16 protein-coding genes are annotated in these 19,162 nt (G+C 58.5%); 5 read left to right on the top strand and 11 right to left on the bottom strand.

All coding sequences use genetic code 11. The annotated features are described in order from the left end of the window. Positions 1-105: 105 nt before the first annotated feature. Together ACNJX8_RS09840 and ACNJX8_RS09835 are read right to left on the bottom strand one after the other, a co-directional pair. Positions 106-1,002 (bottom strand): MurR/RpiR family transcriptional regulator, encoded by an 897-nt coding sequence (locus ACNJX8_RS09840; protein ID WP_439360444.1) that lies wholly within the window; start codon positions 1,000-1,002, stop codon positions 106-108. A 439-nt stretch (positions 1,003-1,441) separates the two neighbouring features. Beyond that, positions 1,442-1,603 carry a hypothetical protein gene (locus tag ACNJX8_RS09835; RefSeq protein ID WP_439360443.1) on the bottom strand — a complete coding sequence of 54 codons (162 nt, stop codon included), beginning with the start codon at positions 1,601-1,603 and terminating at the stop codon, positions 1,442-1,444. A gap of 117 nt (positions 1,604-1,720) precedes the next feature. On the opposite strand from ACNJX8_RS09835, the gene ACNJX8_RS09830 reads away from it, so the two are divergent. Next, positions 1,721-2,833 (top strand): IS110 family transposase, encoded by a 1,113-nt coding sequence (locus tag ACNJX8_RS09830; RefSeq protein ID WP_128943091.1) that lies wholly within the window; start codon positions 1,721-1,723, stop codon positions 2,831-2,833. Between the two features lie 384 nt (positions 2,834-3,217). Here ACNJX8_RS09830 and ACNJX8_RS09825 read toward each other — a convergent pair whose 3' ends face one another. After that, on the bottom strand, positions 3,218-4,336 hold the full coding sequence (locus tag ACNJX8_RS09825; protein WP_439360442.1) for an IS5 family transposase: 1,119 nt from the start codon (positions 4,334-4,336) through the stop codon (positions 3,218-3,220). 534 nt (positions 4,337-4,870) lie between these two features. On the opposite strand from ACNJX8_RS09825, the gene ACNJX8_RS09820 reads away from it, so the two are divergent. Beyond that, positions 4,871-5,179, top strand: coding sequence for a hypothetical protein (locus tag ACNJX8_RS09820; RefSeq protein WP_439360441.1), 309 nt, complete (start codon positions 4,871-4,873; stop codon positions 5,177-5,179). A 47-nt stretch (positions 5,180-5,226) separates the two neighbouring features. Here the strand turns inward: ACNJX8_RS09820 and ACNJX8_RS09815 are convergent, their stop codons facing one another. Together ACNJX8_RS09815 and ACNJX8_RS09810 are read right to left on the bottom strand one after the other, a co-directional pair. Beyond that, positions 5,227-5,640 (bottom strand): Zn-ribbon domain-containing OB-fold protein, encoded by a 414-nt coding sequence (locus ACNJX8_RS09815; RefSeq protein ID WP_439360440.1) that lies wholly within the window; start codon positions 5,638-5,640, stop codon positions 5,227-5,229. Next, entirely contained in the window at positions 5,637-6,797 is a 1,161-nt protein-coding gene (locus tag ACNJX8_RS09810; protein WP_439361863.1) for a thiolase domain-containing protein, read from the bottom strand. Before ACNJX8_RS09810 ends, ACNJX8_RS09815 begins: the two co-directional genes overlap by 4 nt. Positions 6,798-8,017: 1,220 nt before the next feature. Here ACNJX8_RS09810 and ACNJX8_RS09805 point away from each other — a divergent pair. From ACNJX8_RS09805 to ACNJX8_RS09795, 3 genes are all read left to right on the top strand, one after another. Beyond that, the gene (locus ACNJX8_RS09805) at positions 8,018-9,562 is read left to right on the top strand and encodes an acyl-CoA synthetase (RefSeq protein WP_439360439.1); all 1,545 of its coding nucleotides are present in this window, start codon (positions 8,018-8,020) and stop codon (positions 9,560-9,562) included. A 65-nt stretch (positions 9,563-9,627) separates the two neighbouring features. Next, on the top strand, positions 9,628-10,809 hold the full coding sequence (locus ACNJX8_RS09800; protein WP_439410322.1) for an ABC transporter substrate-binding protein: 1,182 nt from the start codon (positions 9,628-9,630) through the stop codon (positions 10,807-10,809). A 409-nt stretch (positions 10,810-11,218) separates the two neighbouring features. Next, positions 11,219-11,737, top strand: coding sequence for an acyl-CoA dehydrogenase family protein (locus ACNJX8_RS09795; RefSeq protein WP_439360437.1), 519 nt, complete (start codon positions 11,219-11,221; stop codon positions 11,735-11,737). A 625-nt stretch (positions 11,738-12,362) separates the two neighbouring features. On the opposite strand, the gene ACNJX8_RS09790 is transcribed toward ACNJX8_RS09795, so the two are convergent. The 6 genes from ACNJX8_RS09790 to ACNJX8_RS09765 are packed head-to-tail and all read right to left on the bottom strand — an operon-like array spanning position 12,363 to position 19,141. Beyond that, positions 12,363-12,788 carry a hotdog domain-containing protein gene (locus tag ACNJX8_RS09790; RefSeq protein WP_439360436.1) on the bottom strand — a complete coding sequence of 142 codons (426 nt, stop codon included), beginning with the start codon at positions 12,786-12,788 and terminating at the stop codon, positions 12,363-12,365. A 14-nt stretch (positions 12,789-12,802) separates the two neighbouring features. Further along, positions 12,803-14,449: a hydantoinase B/oxoprolinase family protein gene (locus ACNJX8_RS09785; RefSeq protein ID WP_439360435.1), complete on the bottom strand. Its 1,647-nt coding sequence runs from the start codon at positions 14,447-14,449 to the stop codon at positions 12,803-12,805. Then, positions 14,446-16,488, bottom strand: a complete 2,043-nt coding sequence (locus tag ACNJX8_RS09780; RefSeq protein WP_439360434.1) for a hydantoinase/oxoprolinase family protein — start codon at positions 16,486-16,488, stop codon at positions 14,446-14,448. Before ACNJX8_RS09780 ends, ACNJX8_RS09785 begins: the two co-directional genes overlap by 4 nt. Continuing rightward, positions 16,489-17,280 carry an ABC transporter ATP-binding protein gene (locus tag ACNJX8_RS09775; RefSeq protein WP_439360433.1) on the bottom strand — a complete coding sequence of 264 codons (792 nt, stop codon included), beginning with the start codon at positions 17,278-17,280 and terminating at the stop codon, positions 16,489-16,491. Continuing rightward, positions 17,277-18,272, bottom strand: coding sequence for a branched-chain amino acid ABC transporter permease (locus ACNJX8_RS09770; RefSeq protein ID WP_439360432.1), 996 nt, complete (start codon positions 18,270-18,272; stop codon positions 17,277-17,279). The genes ACNJX8_RS09775 and ACNJX8_RS09770 overlap by 4 nt, the downstream gene beginning before the upstream one ends. Beyond that, positions 18,269-19,141 carry a branched-chain amino acid ABC transporter permease gene (locus ACNJX8_RS09765; RefSeq protein ID WP_439360431.1) on the bottom strand — a complete coding sequence of 291 codons (873 nt, stop codon included), beginning with the start codon at positions 19,139-19,141 and terminating at the stop codon, positions 18,269-18,271. The genes ACNJX8_RS09770 and ACNJX8_RS09765 overlap by 4 nt, the downstream gene beginning before the upstream one ends. Positions 19,142-19,162 lie beyond the last annotated feature (21 nt).

The following is a 19,162-nucleotide window of genomic DNA, read 5'->3' as shown; positions in this document are numbered from 1 at the left end:
ATACGACTCCTTCGTGTCCAACTTTCGCTATTCCGACAGTTACCCGAAGAAACGGAGATGATAAGGAATTATGGGGTGAGGTCGCCGCAACGGCCATCCCGATGCTTAGCCTTTTCGTTTCCGAGCTGGAGCAGACCAGTAGACTCCCTCTTTGGCCAACTGCTCAAACTGAGCGGACACTCTCTTGACGCCCTCGGCGCCGCGTCTTTTGGCAATCAACGCTGCAATTACTTCGGCAATTGCGAGTGCCGGAATGGAAGACTGGTAGAAGCCGACTCCAATGTTTGGAGCCACGATCGTCTCGCGAGCCTGGCGAGCCACGGGGGCGACTGTGCTATCGGTAATCGCGATGACGGCTGCACCCCGGGAGGCTGCAATCTCCGTGCAGCGAACCGCATCACGAACATATGGCTCGAAGCTGATGACTAACGCTGCATCGCCTGCTCGAATTTCCGAGATTTCGTCCACGAACATGCCATAACGCCCTTCCACTAAAATGACGTTCGGCCGCAACAAGGACGTCACGTAAAAGAAAAAATAGCCAACGGCGTGATTATTTCGCTGACCGATCACATATATTTTCTTAGCCCCCTCAAGAACGTCTGCTACGCGACCTAGCGAGTCCAGAAATTCATCACTGAATAGACTCTCGGCCCCATTGAGAACTCCGCGTACGAGGCTTCGGATCTGATCGTTCCGCTCCTGCACTTTGCTCGAGATGGTCAGCGATTTTGCATTACGTGCGTATCGCTGGGGGCCGTTCCCGCTCGTGATGTCCTCCCGAAACTCCTCGCGCAATTCATTGAAGCCCGAAAAGCCGAGTTGGAGTGCAAGGCGCGTCAGAGCACCAGGACTGACCGCAGCATTATCCGCAATTTCGCGCATAGAGTACATGGCAACTTCTGCGGGAGCGGAGATGATGTATTTTGCCGCACGCTGGAGTTGGGGAGGAATGGAGTCGAAATGCTTCTCGACGAGCTCGCGGACTTTCTGAAGGGCCAAGATTTCGCGCCTTTTGCTTTATTGGTGTGGAGCCCACATACGGCCCGAGGCCACTTGCCAGACCTTAGACCTCAATGAGGCTCCCTTACCCGAGAGATATGTTGTTTTAACGTGACGCATTTGTATCAGTGAAAAAACTCGCGGGCTAGGCGCAATTTCTGAGTGCATCTCAGCAATCGCTCAGCTAGCAGGGCTACCTGTCGCGAGGATTGTAGCCTGCTCAAAGGAAGGCCTTTCCGAATTTTGGAAGCTCTATCGAGCAGCGGCAAGCTGGCAAGCTTTGACTACCGAATTGAAGATTCGCCAATCACTTTCGCCAGGCTGTCCATCGGAAGTGCCGCTTACCCTATCCCATGCATCGGCAATGACGGGGGAAATCCCGTCGCTGCGAAGACGGCATCCATCTGCTCCGCGATCTAGCCTTTGGTGACGGATAGCGTTACTGGATCGAGTGCGCCGCTCGTTTTGCTGCTTCCTGAATGATGTTCAGGCTTTCCGGTCTGGGGGCTTCGCCCATGACCGCGGTCTTCATGCGATCGCCGAGAATTTCGCGCGGCAGGCCGCCAATCGCTGCGAAGGCGACCGTGTAACAGCGCAGCACGCTCTAGACCCTATGTTCGCCCTCTGAGGTGACGGGCGGCCCGCCCCGCGGCAAGCTCCTATCGAGGGTTGCGCCGGATGGTCCGGCGCCGAGCCTCAAGCATGGGGAGCGGGCCTGATGAACGATAGCATTTTCGTGGGGCTGGATGTGCACAAGGCGACGATTTCGGTTGCGGTGGCCGAAGGGATGCGCGGCGGGGAAGTTCGTAACTTCGGGATCATCCCCAATCACGCGGATCAGATCGACAAGCTGGCGAAGAAGCTTGGCAAGGGTGACCGGCAGGTAAGTTTTTGCTACGAAGCCGGACCCTGCGGATATGGCCTGCATCGCCAACTGACGGGACTGGGGCACAATTGCATCGTGGTAGCCCCCTCGCTGATCCCAATGAAGGCCGGGGATCGGATAAAAACCGACCGGCGCGATGCGGCGATGCTGGCCAAGCTGCACCGGAGCGGCGAGCTGACAGCGGTGTGGGTTCCGGATGCGGCGCATGAGGCCATGCGCGACTTGGTGAGAGCCCGCGCCACAGCGATGCGTGTGCTCGGCAAGGCGCGGCAACATCTCCAAGGCTTCCTGCTGCGGCATGGGCGCATCTATGCCGGGAAGAAGGGGTGGACCCTGGCTTATCGTCGCTGGCTCACCACGGTGCGCTTCGATCACCCGGCAAGCCAAATCGTTCTGCAGGACTACATTCATGCCATGACCGACGCTGAGGCCCGTGTGGATTGCTTGACCAAGCGGATCGAAGAGCTGGCGCCACAATGGTCGATGACGCCATTCGTTGAGGCCGTGCAGGCCATGCGCGGCGTCGCCTTCATCGTTGCCGTGACGGTGGTTGCTGAGGTCGGCGACTTCTCCCGCTTCGACAATCCCCGCCAGTTGATGGCCTTTCTCGGTCTCGTGCCGTCGGAGCATTCGAGCGGCGCCACCATCCGACGCGGCGGCATCACCAAGGCTGGCAACGCTCTGGCCAGGCGGGCTCTGATCGAGGGGGCATGGACCTATCGCATGCAAGCCCGCGTCAGTCGCAAGCTCCATGACCGTAACGAGCGTCTGCCACAAGCTATCCGCGATATCGCCTGGAAGGCCCAGGTCAGGCTGTGCGCCCGCTATCGCCGCTTGTCGGCGAGCGGCAAACCTAAGGTGATCGTCACCACCGCCATTGCACGCGAGATGGTCGGCTTCCTGTGGGCGATCACTCGCCAAGTACAACTCGGGCCGGCCGCCTGAAGAGCGCTGCTCGACCATATCGGTGCCCAGGGCAGGAGGCAGGGCGCGGTGGGGAATCCTCGTGGCCTGTTATGAGCCGGCATCGCCGACGCTCGCCCCCTAGACCGAGGCAGCCCCAAGACGAAACCACGGTCATGCGGTACCCAACCCGCGCATGAGAGCTTGATCAACCGTCGTCTTTGGCTCTGCCTCCTACCGTGGGCACCTTCGAAGTCCAGCGTCCGGGCGCTCAGCCGGAAGCGGCTCCGCTTGATCGAGTCCCTTGACAGCAAACATGAGAACAGGCTGCTGAAGAAGTCTCGATTTCGTGTGATTTAGGTCGTTGTGCGGGGGCACGTCGAGATCGGAGGTCGGACAAACGAACCGGGGCGCTGTCGCCTTGTCTCAGGCGACGGCTGGAGCCAGTAGTTTTGGAATGCGGATCAGATTGTAGGCCGCGACCGCAAACGTGAACACGGCATTGGCCTTGGCAAGTCCTCGCACCTTGAACTGATCGAGCCCGGCCTGCGCCTTGATCCAGCCGAACACCTCCTCGATCCGCTTGCGCAAGATTTGGCTGATCCCGTAGCCGGCATGCCGGGTGGTGCGGCCATCGACCGCCGTCTTGCGGACCACGCCATGCTTGCTGACCGTGCCGTTGATCGCAACGTGCGGCGTCACCTCGCGCTCCCGCAAGTGTTGGACAAAGGAGGTCGCGTCGTAGGCCTTGTCCGCGCCCAGCGTGATGCGATGCATTTGCTTCCCCCTCCTGCCTTTCCGGCGATCGACCATGGTCAGGGCCGCTTCCCGTTCCGCCGTCCCGGTCGCGTGAGTCAGCGTCGCATCGACCGCAAGCCCGTTGCGGTTCTCCATCAGAACATGCCCCATGAAGCACAGCCGGCTCTCGCGGCCGGCTGCCTTGCGATAGAGCCGCGCGTCGGGATCGGTGGTTGAACTATGGGTCTCATTCGAACGCTGTTCCTTATGGAAGTTACGCTCGCCGTTGCGTCCCGACGCCGGAGGCTCGCCAGAGCCATCCTTCGGTCGGAAGCTCTTCATCGACGCCCAGGCATCGATCAGTGTCCCGTCGACCGAGAAGTGCTCGCTCGACAGTAGTTTCTTCACCTGTGGCAAGGCCAGCAGCGCCGCCAGGAACTCACGCGCCACCTCCGCCTCCAAAAGCCGATCGCGATTGTGGGTGAATACCGTCGCATGCCAAACCTCCGCGTCCATCGACAGCCCCACGAACCAGCGGAACAATAGGTTGTAGCTGATCTGCTCCACTAGCATTCGCTCAGAGCGCACCGAGAAGAAGGCTTGCAACAACGTCGCCCGCAGCAGCATCTCCGGCGCAATCGAGGGCCGACCCGTCGAGGAATAAAGCTTATCAAAACGCTTATTCAGCGAACCCAGCGCCTCATCCGCCAATCTCCGGATCGCCCGCAACGGGTGATCCGCCGGAATCCGCCCCTCCAGCCGAACATAGGCGAACAAACCTTCCGACCGATCGTCCCGTCCGCGCATGCAAATCACCCCGTGCCTTCCCCTCCACGGAATCACACGTCATTCCTGCCGTCGAGAACAGTTTTTCAGCAGCCTGCTAAAGATCCTGGTGAAGACCAACCGCTACCCCGATCAGGTGGGCGAGGCCGAGTAACAGCGAGAACAGCCAGAGGATTCGCCGCACGCCGGGCTCGACGAACTGGGCGAGGTAGGCCAGGCGGGGGTGGATCGATCTGACGCTCGCGCGCTGGTCGCGGCGCTAGATTGGCGTGGTCAGCCCCTTGGTGATATGCGTGCGCACGCCCGTCGATTATGAGTTGGCGGGCGATGGCGGATACCGAGACGCCATGGCAGTGAAGTTCCAGAATGATGACGAGTTCTGCGAGTTTGATCCCCCGCGAACGGGAGCAGCATCGGCGAATCGATCGGGGCGCCGGGCCTTTCGGGACATGTCCCGGAAGGCCGGCGCCACGAAGCCTCGGGAATTTTCATTCGAGGTTGTTTGGGAGTTTGCGTCCGGCACTCACACGCGTCTTTAGGAGAACTTCGGCGTCTATGGTGGACGCAAAGATGTGGCTGCACTTGAAGCGCGAGAAGTTCGACATCGCCTGCGCGCGACTGACGCAGGCAATAGAGCACAATCGGGGCAAACCGATCGGCACGATCCGACGACACGACCAAGCCTTCCGCTCGACCGCGTCAGCGGATCGGCCGAATGCGCTGTGGTTGTCGGACTTCACCTATGTCCCGACCAACACCTGGTTCGTCTATGTTGCGTTCGTGATCGAGCCTTCGCACGGTCGATCGTCGGCTGTCGCGTCAGGCGGGCGGCGCATGCGGGCTTGGTGCTCGTCGTGCTCCTGAACGCGCTGCATGATTGTCGGCCCGTTCATCTCAACGGTCTCGTTGAGTCACGCTTCCTTTTGGTTCATGACGAACGCCGGAATCTTGCGGGCATTATCGCCTGGTGATGTTGGGAAAGTCGCTTTGACTCTGAGCCCGATGCGGACATCCTCAGGCGTACATTCAATAATGTTCGTGAGCATCATAACGCCTTCGTCAAGCCGCACATAAGCGATAACGCGTGGTGGGCTCTCACGCCGGAGAACCGTGTATGAATAGATCTCGCCGACTCCCCCGGACTGCTTCCATTCCGTTTCAACACCGTGGCAAAACGGACAATGCGCACGAGGATAGTGATGGGATTTGTTGCAGCTGAGGCATGTTTTCAGCATCAGCCGGCCTTGTTCGGTGCCAACCCAATATGCTTCGGTTTCAGGATTGGACGGAGGCGCGGGTTGCATCGGTGCAAAATCCAAAGTCATTCCCTTTCCAAAATAACGGTTGCACTGCCATGCCTACTTGCAAGCCACCCCCCAGTGCCGTGAGCCAGTGCCAAGTCGCAGTTCTTCACCTGAACTACCGGATGGGCCTCGCCCCGGAGTTGGCGGACAGCTTCTAATATCTTTGTCATTCCGCCACGATTGGCCGGATGATTGTTGCATAGTCCGCCACCATCCGTATTCACAGGTAGCTTGCCTACGCCAGAGATAAGCTTTCCGTCCGCGACAAAGCTGCCTCCCCGACCCTTCTCGCAAAATCCAAGATCCTCCAGCTGAACAACGACGGTAATGGTAAAGCTGTCGTACAGAGAGGCGTACTTGATGTCCGCCGGTTTGACACCAGCTTCTGCGAATGCGGCAGCGCCCGAAGCTATTGCGCCCGAAGACGTGATGTCCGCGGTGCCCCCCCTCAGTCCGCGGATCGACTCGCCTGCTCCCCGCAACCTAATGCGCGGCTGCTGCAGCCTCCGCGCAATCTCTGGACTTACGACGACAAATGCACCGCCTCCGTCGCTCACAACGCAGCAATCCAGGCGGTGAAGAGGGTCCGCGATCATCGGCGAATCCAAGACCTCCTCAACCGTGACCACGTTTCGCAGCATCGCGTGAGGATTGTGCTGGGCATGATGCGAGGCTGCAACCTTCACCCAGGCCAAATCCCGGGGACTTGTCCCGTATTCATGCATATGCCTCATAGCCGACATGGCATACTGGTCGACCACGCCATAAGCATAGGGCAGCTCGAACGCCATTTCTGGCACATCCCATTGAGGTTGCGTATGTAGGCCTTTTCCACCGGTGCGAGGCTTTCCTGCAAGTGTGACCAAAGCAACGCTGCACTTTCCTGCAGCAATTGCTTGCGCGGCATGAGCCAGATGAATCATTGGCGCCGAGCCGCCCACGTCGGTGGAATCGTAATGACGGACATTAAGCCCGATATAGTCGACCAAAGAAAGTGGGCCCAAGCCAGGAGCATCGGAGTCGCAATAGAATGCGTCCACGTCCGCCAGAGTCAGGCCGGCATCGCTTACGGCCCCTTGAGCAATCTCGAAATAGAGTTGCGCCAAGGTCTTATCGGCTGCCTTACGCGTTGGGTGCTCATAAATCCCAGCGATATACGCATGTCTTGTCACAGGTATCTCACTCTCCGATGTTGCTCGATTATCTTACGTGCACACGCAGCGATAGGATTTGTGCGGTCCTAGCTTACAGCCCTCCGGCAAACAGCTACGCGCGCATTTTACGCGACCAGATCTTCTTGAGAGCTCAGGCCAAGAATCAATCACACCAAGTCGCCGATGCTTTTCGTCGCATGTGGCCTGGGCCTTGACAGGCAATTACCTGTCTCGCCCCAACGCGTAAAACATCAGCCGCCCTTGCTGTTTGCGCGCTCATGGAAGACACCCCAATTCATCGTATATCAAAGACGAAACAAATATGTCAAGTTGGTTGTAGTTGCACGTTTTGTTTTAATGGCTGGCGCGCCCCGGGTACCCTTAGCAAACAAGGTGGCACGAGGTCCGTAAGCTGGAGCGACGAATGGAACCCCGCGCCAGCGATGACAGTGACGCAGTTGGGCGCAGGCCGATTTTGGACGCCAGACGGAAAGCGCCGGACCGTTGAAGAGAGCCGGAAAAGACGGCCGTCGATCGTCGAGATCGCACGGTGTCAAGACGTCAACGCCAACCTCGCTTTCACGTGGCGCCGCAAAATGAGCGAAGAGCCGGTCGATCAGAACGTCGCGTGGCCGGTCCTTCCGCTGACGATTACAATGGGCGCGGTGCCGGACGAGCATGGGCTGGTCGGATGGAAATCGCTCTTGGGATGGGCGACATGTCGAGGCTGCGGCGCTGACGCGCGTTTGAAGGCGCTGGTACGTATGATCCCGATTCGGAGCGGCCTGAGGCAACACCGATATGGGGAGCGGCATGATCCGCCTGACAGGTCAGATTGCGCTGGATCTGGTTGACGCTTGCATCCAGGACCGAAACTTTCGGGGACGATCACCGCCTTCTCTTCTGGAGTTCATGATCGAGGCGATCAGGCTCCAGTGAATACCCTTAATGTGCCGGATGCGAACAATTTCGCTCTTCATTGGGGACGGGAATCCTCAACAAGCCTCCATTCGCAAATTCTTGCGCAGCGGCAGTTGACATATTTGTTTCGGAAGTACAATGTTTGATATGTTTGTTTCGCGACAGCAGCCTGCTTGGGTAAGGATGACAGGCGCGCGCGGTGCATGAGGTTACGCCATGTCAGCCACACGCGAGATGTGTTCGATGAGCGGTAAGGCGGGAGCACGGGGGCTCTCATCTCCGTCTGTGCTGTCGGAAGCAGTATTGCGGCGAAAGGCGGCGCCATGAAAGCGATCTCGGGCTACTGCGACGCTATCCGCCATAATGTGACGTTGTTTCCTGACAAGCTCGCAATACGAGACTTGACGACTGGGCGCGAGCTTACGTTCGCGGAACTTGACAGTCGCATTGAGCGACTTGCCAGCTTCCTTCAGGACCGCGGAATTGGGATGGGCGATCGCGTCGCCCTTCTCGCGCAGAATGGCAGCGAATTTTTCGAGATATTGCACGCCTGCAGCCGCCTTGGCGCTATTTCGGTCTTCCTAAACACGAGGTTGACCTCGACCGAACTGTCGTACATCGCCTCCGATTGTCAGCCCAAACTCCTAGTCTACGATAGAGTCGTAAGTGACACCGCCCGAGAACTGCTCGACCAGTGCAACATTCCCTACCATCTTGAAATTGTAGCGGGTGACCCGTCGAGCAGTTACGAGACGACGCTAGCCACCATGTCGGGTCGAGCGATCGACGCGCATGTCACACACGACGATCCCTGCTTTCTCATGTACACCTCTGGGACAACGGGCCATCCCAAGGGCGCGATCATCACCCATGGCATGCTTTTTTGGAACCTCGTAAACGTCAACTATCCGTGCCGTATCTCGCGTGACGCGGTCCAGCTTGTACTGCTGCCATTCTTCCACATAGGCGGGCTCAATTGTCACGCGCTTCCCATTCTGACTGCAGGTGGGACGGTTCTGCTGTGCAAGACTTTCGATGCCGGCGAGGCGCTGCGCATCGTCAATGATAGATCGTTCGGTGTGACGCACATTAACGGTGTCCCCTCTCAATTTCAGATGATGGTGCGGCACGAGGCGTTCACCAGGACGGATTTTTCTAGCCTGCGATTTGTTGGAATGGGTGGATCACCGTGTCCCGCGAGCGTGATCGACACCATGTTGGCGCGCGGGGTTCCTCTGTCTGAGGGATTCGGGATGACCGAGGCCAGCCCGCTCTGCGCGACGCTTAATTTTGAGAATGTGCAGCGGAAGCGAGGGTCGATCGGCAAGGCCCTGATGTGGACAAATCTGCGTATTGTCGATCCAGAGACCCGGCTCGACGTTGATCAGGGTTGCGTCGGTGAACTGTGGATCAGAGGTCCAAACGTGACTCCGGGATATTGGCGAAATCCGGCGGCAACCGACCGCGCCTTTTGTGACGGCTGGTTCAGGACCGGTGATGCGGCGCGCAAGGATGAAGAAGGCTTTCTCTACATCGTCGACCGGGTGAAGGACATGTACATTTCCGGAGGCGAGAATGTTTATCCTGCCGAGGTTGAGCGAGTAATCCTCTTGCATGAAGGTGTTGCTGACGCCGCCGTAATTGGCATACCCGACGAGAAATGGGGCGAATCGGGCCTTGCGGTCGTCGTGCCGAAGTTAAGCGCTGATCTCGACGCTATGTCTATCCAGCGGCATTGCCGCGCGAGGTTAGGTAAATTCAAAGTTCCCGTTCGCATCGAGTTCCTCGACAATCTGCCGCGAAACGCATCCGGTAAGGTGCTCAAGCGTCAGTTAAGAGAAATGTTTGCGGTCGCATTAAGTGGCTAAAAAAATCCTCAATAAATCGCCGGAGGAAACATAGTGGCTAGAATGAAATTTGACGGACCCGTGGTTTGCCTCGCCGCCACCTTCGCGTTTGCTGGCTTGCGCTGGCTGAGCCAAAGTATGGCCCCGGCACAAGTGATACCGAGATCCGCATCGGCAATACAGCCCCTTATTCTGGTCCTGCGTCCGCCTACGGTACCGGCGCTCGCGCGATGAAGGCTGTTTTCGATAGGGTGAATGCTGAGCAGGGCGGAGTGAATGGACGCAAGATCGTCTTACTGTCGCTCGACGATGCCTACAATCCTTCGCGTACGGTCGAACGAGTTCGCGAACTCGTCGAGAAAGAGGAAGTTTCGTTTATCGCATACCCGATAGGAACCGCGCAAAACGCTGCGATTCAGCGTTATCTCAATACGAAGAAGGTGCCGCAGATATTCGTAGGCTCTGGTGCAAATCAGTGGGGCGACTACAAACGATTTCCGTGGACCACCGCGGGTGTCATCCCCTCGTACGATTTGGAGGGATATGCTTATGGACAACACATAGGCAAGACGAACCCCGACGCCAAAATAGGTATCCTCTACCAAAGTGACGACCTGGGTAAGGATTATCTGAAGGGCTTCCTCGCCGGTCTGGGCGAAAAGGGTAAGGCTATGATCGTGGCCGAACTCCCGTATCAGATCACGGATCCGACGGTAGACAGCCAAGTCGTCAGCCTCAAAGGCTCGGGAGCCAATGTGGTCGCAATCTTCGCCTTGCCGAAAGCGACTGCTCAGACGATCCGTAAGATCGCCGAACTGGATTGGAAGCCCGTGCAGTACGTGGCGGGTGTCTCCAGTTCGGTCGGCTCCGTAATGAACCAAGCAGGCCTCGCGAATGCCCAAGGCGTGATCGCCGCTCTATATGCAAAGGATCCAACCGACCCTGCCGTACGTGAGACGCCAGCCTACAAGGATTATGAGAAGACGCTGGCCACCTACTACCCTGGCGGAAACCCGCAGGAAACGATTAACGTGAACGGTTACAATGCCGGTATGGCGGTCCTGAACATGCTCAGGCAGGCTGGGGACGACTTGACCCGCGACGGCATCATGAAGGCGGCCACAAGCCTTGAGTTCGAACTCCCGATGATGATCGAGGGCATTAAACTCTCGACCTCGCCTACAAACCACACTCTCATGTCGCAGATCCATTTGGGGCAGCTGGAAGGGCAACATTACAAACTGATTGGTGGCTTGGTCTCGCGTTGATAATCAGCAGCATTGAAGCGAAGCGCTTCGCATGCCGCCATGTCTCCAAATTTCGAGAGGTGATTGAGAACGTGATCTTTGTGGGCCATCGCAGCTCAGCGTCCATTCTGCCGCGCCTCCTTCCTTTTTTTGCGTTTCGGGCACTTTAACATTGACAGAGGCCTGACATGGATCTCAGTTTCACGCCTGAAGAAATCGCCTTCCGCGAGGAGGTGCGAACCTTGATCAAGCAGAACTTGCCCGCCGACATCAGGGACAGCTCGTCGGCGGCCTTCATTAGAGCAAGGACAACCTCATCCGCTGGACGCGCATTCTCAACAAGAAGGGCTGGGCGGTCCCGCACTGGCCGAAGGAATACGGCGTGACCGGCTGGACGCCCGTGCAGTAGTACATCCGGCTCGAGGAGCAGATGCTCGCGCACGCACCGCAGACGCTTGCCGTCGGCACCAGCATTGGCCTGGTCATCTACACCTCCGGCTCGGAGGAGCAAAAGAAGTACCTGCCCGCAATCGTCAATCTCGACAGCTGGCGGGGCCAGGGCGCTTTTTCCGAGCCCCGAGCCGGCTCCGACCTCGCGGGCCTCAAGACCACCGCCAAGAAGGACGGCGATTACTTCGTCATCCATGGCCAGAAGACCTGGACGACGCTCGGCCAGCACCGCGACATGATCTTCATGCTCGTGCGCACCAACCCGACGCCGAACAAGCAGCAAGGCATCTCTTTCCTGCTGATCGAACATGAAGTCCAAGAGCATCACTGTGCGCCCGATCCAGACGATCGACGACGGCGAGGTCAACGAAGTCTTCTTCCACGAGGTGAGCGTGCTGCATGGCTCCGACTTCAATCTCGACGAGGGTGGCGTCACGACGCTGCTCGGCGCCAAGGGCGCCGGAGACGACCACGCTGCGCGCTCTATGCGGCATTGTGAAGTGCGGTGGCCACATCCTGTTCGAAGGCAAAACATTCCTTGGACATTCGACCGAGGACGTAACGCGGATCGGCGTGGCGCACATTCCTGAGGGCCGCGGCACCTTTGCGCGCTTGACCGTGGAGGAGGACCTGCGGCTCGGGGCGATCAGTCTTGGGATACTCGGAACATCTCAAAGGACGTCGACATGTCTGCGAATGTGGCACCATCTGCGAGCACGCTGATCGCCGCCGTTCCTGGGACTTTGCGAGAATTGCGCTTCCTACCGCGACGATTCCAATATCGCCATGCGCAGCCAGTTGTCGGGATGGCGCTCACTTGCATCGGCCGAGCACGTCAGCCAGCCCTGTATTCGGTGATCTTCACGTGCGAACATCGACGATGTCGATCCCCCGCCTGGCTCACCGACGTGCTCGCTCGCCTCGCCGATCGTCCAGTTCAACAACTCGATGCCTTGTTGCCGCGGAACTGGAAGCCGGCGGAAGTCGCTGCACCAGCGTGGATCAAACCGAATGATTGCGACCCGCCTCACCTGCATGCTTCATCGGACGAACACTCATTCGAGGAATCCCACCCAACTCCAGGGGACAGCGGCGACACTATTGTGCCAACGATCTTCCACGGTTCATTTCTTAGCTGCTGAGGCGCGTGGCGTGCACCGCTGATACTGAACAGGCGTAACCGCGACACCATCGGCTCGAGCAATGAGGATGGGCTTTGCGAGCACGTCACCGGACGACTCGAAATCACCCACGCCGTAGGTCCTCGCCGTGCACCAGCATTCATAGACCCGTTTGCGCGACGAGTTTCCAACCCCGACGAGCTTCGCGGTGACGCGCAGGAAGTCGCCTTGATATGCCGGGGCGATGAATTCGACATTGTTCATGGCACGCATGAAACCGGCGTCGCCATCGAACATGTAGGCCAGCTTCGTTCCGGCCATACCGAACAGCTCGGTGATCGTCCCGAGCGACACCACCTGGTTCGTATAGTGGCTATCGACGCGGACTTCGACGCTGGCTTCGTACTTGCTGAATTCAATTTCACTCATGGTCAGTCCTCTCTTTACTCGGTGATATAGCCACGGCGTCGGTCAGCCTGACGTAGTTCTGCGCTGCGATCCTGCGGACGTCCCCATCCCCCGCCCCCAGGTGTGCGGAGGAGGGCACCGTCGCCCGGTCCAACCCGGAACCGATCGATTTTGGACAGGAACGGCGGCTTGATGCTGTGTCCGTTGGCATGGAAGCAGTGATCCGCAGGAAGACCGGGCTCGCCGCCATGGAGGCCATATGCGCCACGGGCACCGCGATCGCCGACGAGCGTTACAGTGGCCTCGCCGTCGAGCAGGCTGAACCCGACCTCAACCCCGAAGCCACCGCGATACTTGCCATCTCCCGCCGACCCCTCTCGAACGGCATAACGTTCGAACAGCAAGGGAACGGCTTGCTCCAAAACCTCGATTGAGCTATTTCGCGACGAGGAAACGAGTGTTGACCCGTTGGTGAGTCCGTCGCCGTCCGAATGCCCGCCGTACCCCCCTCCGAAGAAGAAGACGGTCGCATAGCGACCACGGGAAGGGGAGTTGCCACCGATACCGATATTGGTGCCGGTGCCGAAAGCACAGGCCGGAACCTTCTCCGGTATTGCCTGCGCCAACGCACCCATTACGACGCCGATCAGCCGTTGAGTCGTCTCAGTGGTACAGGCGGCGCAGGGGCTGTAGGGCTCCGGGTTGAGCATTGATCCCAACGGCACCTTCCATGTGAAAGGCGCGAAGCACCCCGAGTTGATCGGCACATCCCAGAAGACGTGATTCATTGCGATCATCAACCCGGTCACAGTGCAACTCAGCGGACTGTTGAACGGGCCACGACATGCAGGGGAGCTACCGGAGAGGTCGAACTCGATTTCCGAGCCCTTAACTGTTAGGACCAGATCGATGAGCTTCTCGCCCTCTTCAACGCCGTCATTGTCCATGATGTCAGAGAAGCGGTAGACACCGTCTGGGATTGTATCGATGTGGGCTCGCATTAGGGACTCTGAGCGAGCTTTCATCTCCCGGGTGGCAGCGATGATCGTCTCCTCGCCGTATTTGTCGAAGAGTTCGTCCAGGAGCTTCACGCCAATATCCAAAGCGTTTATCTGAGCCGCCATGTCACCATAGCGGTCTTCGCTAACGCGCATATTAAGAAGCATGACCTGCAACAGCTTCTCGTCGAGGCGCCCGGCCTCGTAGATTTTCACTGGAGGGAGCCGCAGCCCTTCCTGATAGATTTCAGTCGAAGCCGGCGTGAACCCGCCGGGCGCCATACCCCCGACGTCCGGCCAATGACCCGTATTGGCCAGAAACATGGCTATTTCGCCATTTCGGAAGTACGGACGGACGAACTTCACGTCCATTGTGTGCGTGCCGCCTTGATATGGGTCATTGATCACAAACACGTCGCCTGGCTGCATCGAAGAAGGCTTGTGTTGCGCCATTACCGCCTGGACGGTGTGCTGCATGACGGTGGTGAAGAGAAGGATGCCGGTGGCCCCCTGCACTATCACTTCGCCAGACTGGCCATCGTAAATACCGCTTGCCCTGTCCCATGCATCTGCAATGACGGGGGAAATCGCCGTCGCTGCAATGACGGCGTCCATCTGCTCCGCGATCTGGTCGAGCGAGCCCTTAATGACGGACAGCGTTACTGGATCGAGTGTGTTGCTCATTTTACCACTTCCAGAATGATGTTCAGGCTTTCATGGACGCGACCGCGGCACCCTCTCTCTACCAATGTGGTCGCGTCCGGTTGAACGAGGATGGCCGGACCTTCGACGGCGTAGCTGACCGGCAGGGAGAAGCGGTCATAGATCGACGCGTTAATCCGCTCGCCATTCAGGTAAATTGAGCGACTGCCAACGGGTGTGATCTGACCCGGCGCCGGCGCGCGCTTGGCCAATAGGCGGGATAGGCTAGGAGGATCGTCGGTCGACGAGGAAGTCAGGCGTGCATTGACCAGAAGAATGCCTGCCCGATCGAGCAGGCCCCCGAACCGCTCCCTGTAGGCAGCTTCGAAAGCTTGCCGCAAATCGCTCGGCGTGAGCGCCAACCCTTTGGGGAAGTAAACTTGGATCGTGTGTGTCTGGCCTCGATAGCACATGTCCGCGCCCCATTGATGAGTAACGCTGGACTCAGCCACGCCCTCGGCAAGAAGCAGCCGGCGTCCTTGCCGCTCATAATCCTCGTAGATAGTCGCGAGGCGGTCCGCCTCGAAGTCGTCGATATCCACGTTGACCGTTCGGACGAAGTCGTGCCGCAAACGGCCTAGGAGACACCCGAGTGCGGAAGTGATGCCAGGGAAATACGGAACGATGGCTCCGGCCATGCCAACCAGGCTCACCATGCTATTGACGAACATCGGTCCCGCCCCGCCAAACGCGAGGGCGTGATAGGCGCGCGGGTCGTGCCCCTGCTCCACAAGCCGACGGCGGATGTGTCCAGCGATTTTGTGCCGCGCCACCTGGAGAATAGCATCCGCGGCCTCGACGGTTCCGAGGCCCAGCGGCTTTCCTATCTTTTGCTCAATGGCCTTCTCGGCCAGCTCTGGCACCATGACGCGGCCGCGGTGCTGACCAATTGCGCGCTGTGGATCAAGGATGCCACACACGATCAATGCATCCGTGATCGTTGGCTGCGTCCCGCGTCCGTAGCAGGCCGGTCCAGGATCCGAACCGGCACTCTCTGGCCCGATCTGAAGCAAACCCGATCGATCGATCCAAGCAAGGCTGCCGCCGCCCGCACCCACGGCGTCAATAGCGAGCATTGGTGTTGCAAGCGGAATGCCGAATTCGAGTGCAGTGCTTTGCGTAAGCGGAGGTGTTCCCTTTCGGATCACGCAGATATCGAGGCTGGTCCCGCCGATATCCGCCGACACCACGTTCTGGACGCCACAGTCACGAGCGATCTCTACCGCCGCGGTTACGCCGCCCGCCGGCCCTGATAAAACGGTGTTCGCTGCCATCTTGGGTGCAACGTCGGCGCTCATCAGGCCGCCATTAGATTGAACGATTAGCAGGTCCTTGGAGTAGCCGCTCGCCTTCAGCTTTTCCGTCAGCGATCGAAAGTAACGCGAGAGCAGTGGCTGGACATATCCGCTAACCGCCGAAGTGCTCGTGCGTTCGAATTCGCGGATCGCGGGCAGGATATTGGAGGACAAAACAATGTAATCATTCGGCCAGACATCCCGGACAGCGTCGAAAGCTGCACGCTCGTTCGCGGGATTCGCATACGCGTTCAGCAGGGAAATAACGAGCACTTCGCAACCGCCATCGAGAAGCTCTCGCGCGACAGCGCGAACTTTCTCGGGGTCCAGCACTTTCAGCACCTCACCCGTTGAAAGAACACGTTCGTCGACCTCCCGACGATCGGGGCGGTCAATTAGAGGCGCGAAGGTCCCAGTTAGGCCAAACACCTTCGGACGATCACGCCGACGCAATTCCAGAACGTCCCGGAAACCCCGTGTTGTTATGAGGCCACAACGGGCTCCCTTCCGCTCGATCACGGCATTCGTGGCGACCGTCGTACCATGGATTACCAGATCGAGCTCGGCCGGTGACACATCAAGGTCTGCAATACCATTGAACATCCCTTCGGCTTGATTCTGCGCCGTGGTCGGGACCTTCGCGACTTTGACCTCTCCAGCTTGGTCGTCGATATAAATCAGGTCGGTATGGGTCCCGCCAATATCGACGCTTAGATAATGGGACATCTAGCAGTTTCCTCCTGCACGGTTTTCGCGCGCGGACCGCCCGAGGTAGGCTTCCACAACGGCTTCATTGACCCGGATTTCATTTGGTGTGCCAACGGCAATGGTCTTGCCGAAATTCATTGCGGTGATGTCGTCGCAAAGGCCCATCACGAAGGGCATGTCATGCTCGACGAGAAGGATCGTCACGCCGCCAGAGCGCAATTCACAAAGAAGATCGGCGATACGCGCGGTCTCAACCGGATTGATCCCAGCGGCGACTTCATCCAGTAGAAGGATCTTTGGCTCAAGCGCTAGCGCCCGTCCGATCTCCAGTTGGCGCCTATGACCATAGGAGAGATTGCGCGCCGGCGTATAAGCTTCGGCAGCGAGGCCGACTCTCTCCAGGATCGCAACCGAGTCCTCTTCGATGCGACGCTGTTCCTTCCGTTTTGAGCCAAGCCGGAACATCGAACCGAGGACGCCCACTCGCCCGTGGATGTAACGTCCAGCAATCACAGTCTCGAGGCTCGTAAAATCCTCAAAGAGCCGCGGTGTTTGAAACGTGCGCGCGATGCCTTTCCGCGCACGCGCATGTGACGTCAGGGTTTCAATGTTCTCGCCGTCGAGGCGGATCTGACCAGAATCTGCCCTGAACACGCCCGTAACCAGGTTGAATGCGGTCGTTTTTCCCGCGCCATTTGGACCGATTAGTCCGTGAATTGTTCCGGGTTTGACCCGCAGGCTCAAGCCATCTGCGGCCTTGATACCGCCGAAGCTTCGACGAACCTCGCTGAGTTCGAGAACGGGAGTCATCGTGCCTCCAACCTCTGGCGGCGGTGCTGATGGTCCATCCACGAAAGAAGCGAATAGCCCACCCCCGCAACGCCTTTCGGGAGCAGCATCATGAAAGCGACCAGCAGAACGCCGTACATCAGCATCTTATATTCAGCGAGATCCCGCATATACTCGGGGATTACTATGAGAATTGCCGCGCCCAGCACCGCGCCCGCCATGCTGCCATGCCCCCCGACTGTGATGATGATCAACAGCACGAGGGATTCATGCCAGCCGAAGTAATCCGGACTGACATATTGATATAGATGCGGGACTAAAGATCCGGCCCAGGCTGCGACCGTGCAACCGATGACGATCACCGCCATCTTGTAAGCCTCGACCGGCACGCCAATGGAACGAGCGGCGATCTCATTCTGACCAATGGCAGAAAACGCACGTCCTGCTCGACTATTCACCAAGCGTAGGAAGAGCACATAAGTGATTGTGACCATCATCGCAGCGATCGCGTAGAGGCGGCTCGGATCGTCGAAATTCACACCCAAGACGTCGAGTGGCGGAATTCCAGTCAATCCACCGTGGCCACCCGTGATCGCGGCTAGATTGTGCATCAACTGATAGGCGATGATCCCAAATCCGAAGGTTGCAATCTTGAAGTACACGCCAGAGAGCCGGATCAATTGTGCCATCAGGAGGCCGAAGATACCCCCGATGGCGGCCCCGCACGCGGAAGCCGCGATGTAAGAGAAGCCCGCACGAAGCTCTAACAGAGCCGTAGCATAGGCGCCGATGCCCAAAAAGGCAGCATGGCCAAGCGAAAGCTGCCCACCCAATCCGACCATGAGCTGAAGGCCGAGTGCCGATGTCGCGTAAATCGCAACGATGGTACCGAGATAGAAGGCAAAGCCGCCAATGCTGAACGGCAATCCCCATAGAATGGCCAAGATGATCAGGGCCGTTATCCATTGACGCCGGGATGCGGCATCGAGTGACAGGGTTGGATTTGGGCTCATCGAGCAACCCCCTTCCCAATCAGACCATTCGGCCGGAGCAAGAGCACGAGGATCATCACTGCGAACGCGACACTGTCCTGGTACTCGGGCGCGACGATGCGTCCGCCAACCGTTTCCACGATGCCGAGGCTGATCCCGCCGACAACCGCTCCCGGAATGCTGCCGAAGCCACCCATCACGGCTGCGGCAAACGCTTTGATCCCGACCGACCCCATGTCGAAGGAGACGAAGAAGATGGGCGCATAGAGAATTCCCGCCGCTGCGCCGATCGCCGATGCAATGCCAAAAGAAAGCGAGGATGCGATCGCAGGATTGATACCCATCAACCGTGCTGCGGACCGGTTCTCGGCCACAGCGCGCATCGCAAGCCCCGACCACGCCTTGGTGAAGAACCAATGCAGCAGGACGAGGAGCACGACCATTGAACCCATCGTGTAAAGGTACATTGTCGGCAACGGGAATCCGCTGACATGAATAATGCTGTGCGCGAGCGGGGTTTGATAGACGACAGGATCAGCGCCCCAAATGAGCCGAGCCCCATTACTTAAGATGATGCCAATACCGAGCGTCAGAAGAACGAGATAGATCTCGGATGCTCCCCGACGGATGGCCGGCCGGAAGGCAACTCGCTCAAGAACGGCGCCCAGAACGGCCGTCCCCATGCATCCTAGAATAACGACCAAAAGGAACGGTGCACCCGGAATGGCACTAAGCACTGAGTAGCCAAGAAAGGCGCCGACCATTGTGAACTCGGCCTGCGCGAAATTTACCAGTCCCATCGACTTGTAAATCATGCTGTAGCCGATGGCGACGAGCCCGTAAATACAGCCTATGGCCGCGCCGCCGATAAGTTCGGTTATGAAGGTCATGCACTGAGCCTCGAACGACCT

Source organism: Bradyrhizobium sp. SPXBL-04, from assembly GCF_051853035.1.
Classification (GTDB): domain Bacteria; phylum Pseudomonadota; class Alphaproteobacteria; order Rhizobiales; family Xanthobacteraceae; genus Bradyrhizobium; species Bradyrhizobium zhanjiangense.
Note: the sequence above shows the minus strand (reverse complement) of the source record. Positions and strands in the feature narration are given on the sequence as shown.